This is a genomic window from Blastococcus sp. KM273128, assembly GCF_021698975.1.
Taxonomy (GTDB): Bacteria; Actinomycetota; Actinomycetes; order Mycobacteriales; family Geodermatophilaceae; genus Blastococcus.
Genome location: NZ_SSXA01000018.1, coordinates 47154 through 53577, shown reverse-complemented (window position 1 = coordinate 53577; position 6424 = coordinate 47154). Strand labels below are relative to the sequence as shown.

The window sequence follows — 6424 nt, the reverse complement described above, 5'->3', positions numbered from 1 at the left end:
GCTGACCGCCCGCCGGCTGGGCGCCGCACTGCTGGCCGCGCTCGCCCTCGGGCTGGCGCTGCGCCCCGCCCCGCCCCCCACCGGCAGCGCCGAGCCGGCCGGTGTCGACGTCGTGGTGGCCGCCGGCGACCTGCCCGCCGGCACGCCGCTGGGCAGGGACCACCTCGCCCTTGCCCGGCTGCCGCCCGGCGCGGTGCCCGACGGCGTGGTCTCCGACCCGGACGACCTGGTGGCGCGGGTGCTCGCCGGGCACGTCCGCCGCGGCGAGCCGCTCACCGACGCTCGGCTGGTGGGCGCGGGGCTGACCGCCCTGCTGCCCGCCGGCCAGGTCGCCGCGCCGGTGCGGCTGGCCGACCTCGCCGTGGCGGCGCTGCTGCGCGCCGGCGACCGGGTCGACGTGCTGGCCGCCGGCCCGGACGCGGGGCCGGCCGAGCGGGTGGCGGCCGGCGCCCTGGTGCTGGCCGCCCCGGCCGGGGACGACGGCGACGCGGGCGCCGGGCTGCTGGTGCTCGCCGTCGACGGGGACACCGCGGCCCGCCTGGCCGCCGCCGCGGCCACCGCGACGCTGACGGTCAGCCTGCCGCCACCCCGCCCCGGCGAGGCCGACGCCCCGGACCTCGAGGAGCGGGTTAGATGACCGCATGCTGAAGGGATTCAAGGACTTCCTGCTCCGCGGCAACGTCGTCGACCTCGCCGTGGCCGTCGTCATCGGCGCCGCGTTCACCGCGGTGGTGACCTCGTTCACCGAGTCGTTCCTGGAGCCGCTGATCGGCCTGGTCGGCGGCGGCGGGGAGGCGGGCGGCTCCGTCACCGTCGACGGGCAGGTGTTCACCTGGGGGAGCTTCGTCAACCAGGTGATCACCTTCGTGCTGACCGCGGCCGTCGTCTACTTCGTGGTCGTCACCCCGATGAAGAAGCTCGTGGAGCGGCGGGCGAAGGGGGAGGAGCCCGGGCCGGTGGCGCCGACGCAGGTCGAGCTGCTGGTCGAGATCCGCGACCTGCTCCGCGCGCAGCAAGGGCGCGGACCGGGGGCCGACCCGACCGGTCCGGGCACCACCTCGCTGCCTGGGCAGCTGTGAGCGCGCCCTAGTCGGTGCCCCAGTGCGGCGGCCGGTCCTCGTAGTAGCGCCGGTCGTCGTCGGAGCCCTCGGCCGGCCGCTCCCCCCATCCGACGTCGGAGTCGTCCGGCGCCCGGTCCAACCGCAGCGGCTGCGCGGGCGGCGGCACCGGCGCCTCGGCGGGCAGCGACTGCCCCAGCCCCTCCAGCACCTGCGCGGCGGGCAGCCCTGCCAGCGCCGAGCCGGGCACGGCGAGCTTGCTGCCGCGGGTGCCCGAGCCGATGACGACCAGCTCGGCGGCGGCGACGGCGGCGTCGACCAGCACCGGCCAGGCGGCGGGCAGCCCGACCGGGGTGATGCCGCCGTAGGCCATGCCGCTCTCGGCGACGGCGACGTCCTGCGGCGCGAACGACGCCTTGCGGGCGCCCAGGTGCCGCCGCACCAGCCCGTTGACGTCGGCCCGGGTGGTCGCGAGCACCAGGCAGGCGGCCAGCGTCGTCTCCCCTCCCCGCCGGGCGGCGACGACGACGCAGTTGGCCGACGCGGCCAGCGGCACCCCGTAGGCGTCGGAGAAGGCGGCGGTGTCGGCGAGGTCGTCGGCGATCTCCGCCACCCACGCCGGACCGGCCAGCACCGGCAGCGCGGTGGCCACCGGCGGGGCCAGCAGCTCGGGCCGGTCGGCGGCCGGCGACCAGGTCAGCGAACCGAGGACGGGCGCGGCGGGGTCGGGCATGCCCCCGATCCTCCGGTACGCGCCTGGTCGGCGTCGTGGCGGGATCCCCGCGACCGGCGGCCGTCGTCCGGCTGTCGGCCGGCCGGGGACCGCGCCAGGATGTCGCCATGATCGGTCAACTCCACTCCGTCGTCATCGACGCACCGGACGCACACGCCCTCGCCGGCTTCTACGCCGACCTGCTCGGCATGGAGATCAGCCGCGGCGGACCCGGGGACGACTGGGTCGTCGTCACCGGCGCCGGGTACCGGCTGGCCTTCCAGCAGGCGCCGGACCTCCGGCCGCCGGACTGGCCGGACCCCGACCGACCGCAGCAGTTCCACCTCGACGTCCGGGTCGCCGACATCGAGGAGGCCGAGCCGAAGGTGCTGGCCCTGGGCGCCCGGAAGCTGCCCGGCGGCGGGGGCGACTTCCGCGTCTACGCCGACCCGGTGGGCCACCCCTTCTGCCTGGTGTGGGACGCGTGACCGCGCCCGACCGCCCGGCCAGCGCGTTCGTCGCCGCCGCCGGCTTCGAGGTCACCGAGGCCACCGGCACCCGCGTGGCCGGGCACGTGCAGCTCGGCCCCGACCAGCACACCCCCTGGGGCGTGGTGCACGGCGGGCTCTACTGCACGGTGGTCGAGTCCGCGGCGAGCATCGGGGCGAGCCTGGCGGTGCGCGAGCACGGCCAGTTCGCCGTCGGGGTCAACAACAGCACCGACTTCCTGCGCAGCGTGACCGAGGGGCGGGTCGACGTCGTCGCCGAGCCGGTGCAGCAGGGCCGCACGCAGCAGCTGTGGCAGGTCGCCCTCACCCGGGAGGACGGCAAGCTCGTGGCCCGCGGGCAGGTGCGGCTGCAGAACGTGCCGCTGCCGGGTTAGCGCAGGACGGCCGGGTCCAGCGTCACCTGGAACAGGGCGCGCGGGTCCTGCAGGGTCGCGGGCGGCCGGGCGGCCGCCCGCGGCACCACCCGGTCCCAGCGGGCCGGCCGCCGGTGTGGCAGCAGCTCCCGCCCCTGGAACAGGTACGCCCCCACCACCTCGCCCAGCAGCAGCCCGGCGCCGTGCTCGACCGGCAGGGCGACCGGGTCACCGGGGCGCACCTCGTCGAGGAAGGTCGAGAGCTGGCGCAGGTCCTTGGCGGGGCGGCGGCCGGAGATCTCCTTGGACAGCGCCCGCAGCTCGGCCGGCGCCATCCCGCCCGCGTCGACGTCGATGCCCGACTGGGTGCCCAGCCCCACGACCCCGGCCGCTAGGCAGGCGCCGAGCTCGTTGTGCGACCGCGGCCGCACCACCCACACCCGCACCCCCTCGGGCCCGGGCGCGGGCGCGACGTCGTCCGGGCCGGGCCACAGGTAGGGCAGGTCGTCGGGCTCGGGGCCGAAGATCTCGGCGAACCGGCCGCGGTAGAACTCCGGGTCCTTGGCGACCAGGTTGGACCGGTGCGAGCGGTGCAGCTCCTCGTTCCCCACCCAGGAGGGCAGCAGGCCGGCCGCGGCCAGCTCCGCCTGCGACCGGCCGACCACCTCGGGGGCGAACTCCCCGATCTGGGCCTCGGTCGTGTCGGCGAAGCCGCGTTCCCGCCACACCCGGGCCATCGCCAGGCCGTAGGCCACGAGCGCCGGCGTCCGGCCCTTCCACATCAGGACGGCGGGGTGGCTGGCCCAGCCGTAGTCGGGCAGCTCGAGGGCCCGCAGGATCTGGAGCGTCTCCACCCGCTGCTTGCCCAGGCGCGGGTTGTCCAGCAGCCGCGCGCTCTCCACGAAGTCGGCCACCGGCAGGAAGGTCTGCATCGCCGGGCTTCCTGCCCCTTCTCGGGCGGGATCAACCTCCGAGCGCCCGCAGCGCCGCCTCCCACCGCTCGCGCCGCGCGTCGTCGTCCTGCTCCCACCACGGGGTGCCGCGCTCCCCCAGCCCGGTCTTCGCCAGCTGCACGCGGGCCCGGGCCGCGGCCACCGCCTCGTCGTCGCCCCGGCCGGTCCGGACGGCGGAACGGGCCACGCCGAGGTGGTGCAGCAGCCGGGCGCGGACGTCGTCGGGCAGCGCCGGGTCCGCGGTGCGCCAGCGGCGACCGTCGACGACGATCCACCGGCCGTCGTCGGTGCGCCCGACCTCGCGCGTCACGCCAGCCGGCGGGCGAGCTCGGGCAGCACGACGCCCAGCGGGGCGTCGACCTTGAGGGACGCCTTCCCGTCCCCGCGGGTCGGCCCCGAGTTGACGATCGCGACCGGGATCCCCCGCTTGGCGGCGTGGATCACGAACCGGTAGCCGCTCATCACGGTCAACGACGAGCCGAGCACCAGCAGCGCCCGGGCGTCGTCGACCAGCGCGAAGCAGGCGTCGACCCGGTCCCGCGGCACGGTCTCCCCGAAGAAGACGACGTCGGGCTTGAGCGGCCCGCGCCCGCAGGCCAGGCAGTCGACCATCACGAAGCCGTCGAGCGCCTCCTCGGGCAGCTCGACGTCGCCGTCGGGGTTCACCTCGTCGGTCGGCTCGGGGCGGAAGCCCGGGTTGGCCGCCCGCAGCCGGAGGTCCAGCGCCGCGCGGGAGGCGACGTCGCCGCAGGCCAGGCAGACGGTGCGGTCCAGGCCGCCGTGCAGCTCCAGGACGCCCCGCGCGCCGCCGGCCTGGTGCAGCCCGTCGACGTTCTGGGTGATGACGTCGGCCACCGCCCCGGCCCGCTGCAGGGCCGCGACCGCCCGGTGGCCGGCGTTGGGCCGCGCCTCGGCGATCTGCCGCCACCCGATGAAGCTGCGCGCCCAGTAGCGGTGCCGGCCGCGCGGGTCGCGGGTGAAGGTCTGGTACGTCATCGGCGTGTGCCGGCGCAGCGAGCCGGTGGCGCCGCGGTAGTCGGGGATGCCGGAGTCGGTGGAGAGCCCCGCGCCGGAGAGGACGAGCGCCCCACCCCCGGCGAGCAGGCCGGCCAGCTCGGTGAGCCCGTCGACGGCGGGTGGCGCTGCGGTCACCCGACCATCGTCCCTGCCCGGCGGCGAACGCGCCGCCGGCCGCCCGTGTGTAGCCCGCGGCCTCCCCGGTCACCCCGAACCGGACCACCCGCCGCACCCGAGGAGGCCGGCCATCGACCGCCGCACGCACGCACGACGCCGGGGCCCCGCGTGACCGGCGGATGGTGGTGGGACGTCCTCGGCCTCGCGATCGTGGCCTTCGCCGTCGTCGACGAGGTGCGCACGACGCTCGCGGTCGCCAGCGGCCCCGGGCCGCTGACCCGGCTGATCACCGGGGTTGTGTGGCGGCTGGCCCGGCGGCCCGCCGTCGCCGACTCCGCTCCGGTGCGCACGGTGGGCGGCCCGGGCGTCATCGTCATCGGGCTGACCGTCGGCGCCTGGTTCGCCCTGCTCTGGCTGGGCTGGTCCCTGGTCTTCCTCGGCGACGAGCAGGCGGTCGTCGGCTCCTCGAGCGGGGCCGCGGCGTCGATCTGGGAACGCTTCTACTTCGCCGGCTACAGCGTCGCCACCCTGGGCAACGGCGGCTTCCAGCCCGCCGGCGCCGGCTTCCAGCTGGCCACGATGGCGGCCGCGCTGAGCGGGATGCTGCTGATCACCCTCGGGGTCTCCTACCTCACGTCGGTGATCTCCGCGGTGGTCGTCAAGCGGAGCTTCGCGTCGCAGATCACCGGGTTGGGCCGCACCGGCGCGGAGGTGGCGGCCGGCCTCGCCACGCCCGGTTCGGTGGTGCCGGCGGTGGTGCCCCTGTCGTCGCTGTCGTCGACGCTGACGACGCTAGGGCAGCAGCACCGCGCCTACCCGCTGCTGCACGACTACCGCCCGCGGTCGGCGGAGCTGGGCACCGCACCGTCGGTCGCGGTGCTGCTCGACGCGACGCTGCTCCTCTCGGCCGCCGCCGACCCGGACGACCGGCTCCCGGCCGGCCTGCGCCGGTCCGTCGAGTCGGCCGCGCAGCAGTACGTCGAGCACGCCCCCGCGACCGGGGGTGAGCACGCCGGGCCCGCGCCGGCACTGGACCCCGCGGCGCTCGACCGGGCCGGGTTGCGGCTCGACGCCGGGGAGCTCGCCGCACGCACCGCGGAGTGCGCCGACCTGCGGGACGAGCTGGCCCGGCGGATCGAGGCGGCCGGGTACGGGTGGCCGGATCAGGCGCGCTCGGCGTCCTGACCCGGCCTCGGGTCAGCCGGCGGGGGGTCAGGCAGCACCTGCTGCCGGACGGGTCGAGCTCAGCCGGTGGTGACCTGCTGCTCGAGCCGGGTCAGCATCGCGTCCTGGATGCGGGACAGCCCCTTGGGGGCGAAGGTCCGCTCGAAGAAGCCGCCGATGCCGCTGGCGCCGGTCCAGGTGGTCCGCGCCCGCACCGTGCTCACCCCGGCGTCGGCGGGGCTGACGGTCCAGGTGGTGACCATGCTGGAGTTCGTGTCGGTCTCCACGAGCGCCCCGTCGGGGGTCTCGGTGACGACGACGTCCTGCTCGCGCACCCGCTTGGAGGTGGCCTGCAGGCGCCAGTGCACCTTCGTGCCGGCGCCCTGGCCACCGGCGTCGACGCGGTACTCGCTGTACTGCTCGGGGAGCACCTTCGGCCGCGTGACGGAGTAGTCGGCGAGCGCGGCGCGGACGACGTCCGCCGGGGCGCGCAGGACACGTTCGGTGGTGGCGACGACCTGACCCATGCGCTCCATCCTGC

Annotated in this window: 10 protein-coding genes; 5 read left to right on the top strand and 5 right to left on the bottom strand. The window is 76.9% G+C overall.

Annotated elements, in window-relative coordinates; all coding sequences use genetic code 11:
• Positions 1–637 (top strand): Flp pilus assembly protein CpaB (cpaB, locus tag E9529_RS07895; RefSeq protein WP_308195261.1); only part of this gene is annotated, 637 nt, incomplete at its 5' end.
• Positions 638–641: 4 nt separating this feature from the next.
• Entirely contained in the window at positions 642–1079 is a 438-nt protein-coding gene (gene mscL / locus E9529_RS07890) for a large conductance mechanosensitive channel protein MscL (protein ID WP_236830594.1), read from the top strand.
• 7 nt (positions 1080–1086) lie between these two features.
• On the opposite strand, the gene E9529_RS07885 is transcribed toward mscL, so the two are convergent.
• Entirely contained in the window at positions 1087–1791 is a 705-nt protein-coding gene (locus E9529_RS07885) for a YbaK/EbsC family protein (protein WP_236830593.1), read from the bottom strand.
• Between the two features lie 107 nt (positions 1792–1898).
• On the opposite strand from E9529_RS07885, the gene E9529_RS07880 reads away from it, so the two are divergent.
• Both E9529_RS07880 and E9529_RS07875 read left to right on the top strand, forming a co-directional pair.
• Positions 1899–2258 carry a VOC family protein gene (locus E9529_RS07880; protein WP_236830592.1) on the top strand — a complete coding sequence of 120 codons (360 nt, stop codon included), beginning with the start codon at positions 1899–1901 and terminating at the stop codon, positions 2256–2258.
• Entirely contained in the window at positions 2255–2653 is a 399-nt protein-coding gene (locus E9529_RS07875; RefSeq protein ID WP_236830591.1) for a PaaI family thioesterase, read from the top strand. The genes E9529_RS07880 and E9529_RS07875 overlap by 4 nt, the downstream gene beginning before the upstream one ends.
• Here the strand turns inward: E9529_RS07875 and E9529_RS07870 are convergent.
• From E9529_RS07870 to E9529_RS07860, 3 genes are read right to left on the bottom strand one after another with little or no spacing between them, the layout of a single operon-like run.
• Positions 2650–3564, bottom strand: a complete 915-nt coding sequence (locus E9529_RS07870) for an MSMEG_6728 family protein (protein ID WP_236830590.1) — start codon at positions 3562–3564, stop codon at positions 2650–2652. The genes E9529_RS07875 and E9529_RS07870 overlap by 4 nt on opposite strands.
• A gap of 31 nt (positions 3565–3595) precedes the next feature.
• Positions 3596–3895, bottom strand: coding sequence for a biopolymer transporter Tol (locus tag E9529_RS07865; protein ID WP_236830589.1), 300 nt, complete (start codon positions 3893–3895; stop codon positions 3596–3598).
• Complete coding sequence (locus E9529_RS07860; RefSeq protein WP_236830588.1) at positions 3892–4737, bottom strand: NAD-dependent protein deacetylase; 846 nt, start codon at positions 4735–4737, stop codon at positions 3892–3894. The genes E9529_RS07865 and E9529_RS07860 overlap by 4 nt, the downstream gene beginning before the upstream one ends.
• 150 nt (positions 4738–4887) lie before the next feature.
• Between E9529_RS07860 and E9529_RS07855 the strand changes: the two genes are divergently transcribed.
• The gene (locus tag E9529_RS07855; RefSeq protein ID WP_236830587.1) at positions 4888–5904 is read left to right on the top strand and encodes a potassium channel family protein; all 1017 of its coding nucleotides are present in this window, start codon (positions 4888–4890) and stop codon (positions 5902–5904) included.
• Between the two features lie 59 nt (positions 5905–5963).
• Here E9529_RS07855 and E9529_RS07850 read toward each other — a convergent pair whose 3' ends face one another.
• Positions 5964–6410, bottom strand: coding sequence for an SRPBCC family protein (locus tag E9529_RS07850; protein WP_236830586.1), 447 nt, complete (start codon positions 6408–6410; stop codon positions 5964–5966).
• Positions 6411–6424 lie beyond the last annotated feature (14 nt).

Coding starts and splice junctions, on each gene's coding strand:
- mscL (WP_236830594.1), top strand. CDS start 642: ATGCTGAAGGGATTCAAGGACTTCCTGCTCCGCGGCAACGTCGTCGAC.
- E9529_RS07870 (WP_236830590.1), bottom strand. CDS start 3,564: ATGCAGACCTTCCTGCCGGTGGCCGACTTCGTGGAGAGCGCGCGGCTG.
- E9529_RS07885 (WP_236830593.1), bottom strand. CDS start 1,791: ATGCCCGACCCCGCCGCGCCCGTCCTCGGTTCGCTGACCTGGTCGCCG.
- E9529_RS07880 (WP_236830592.1), top strand. CDS start 1,899: ATGATCGGTCAACTCCACTCCGTCGTCATCGACGCACCGGACGCACAC.
- E9529_RS07850 (WP_236830586.1), bottom strand. CDS start 6,410: ATGGGTCAGGTCGTCGCCACCACCGAACGTGTCCTGCGCGCCCCGGCG.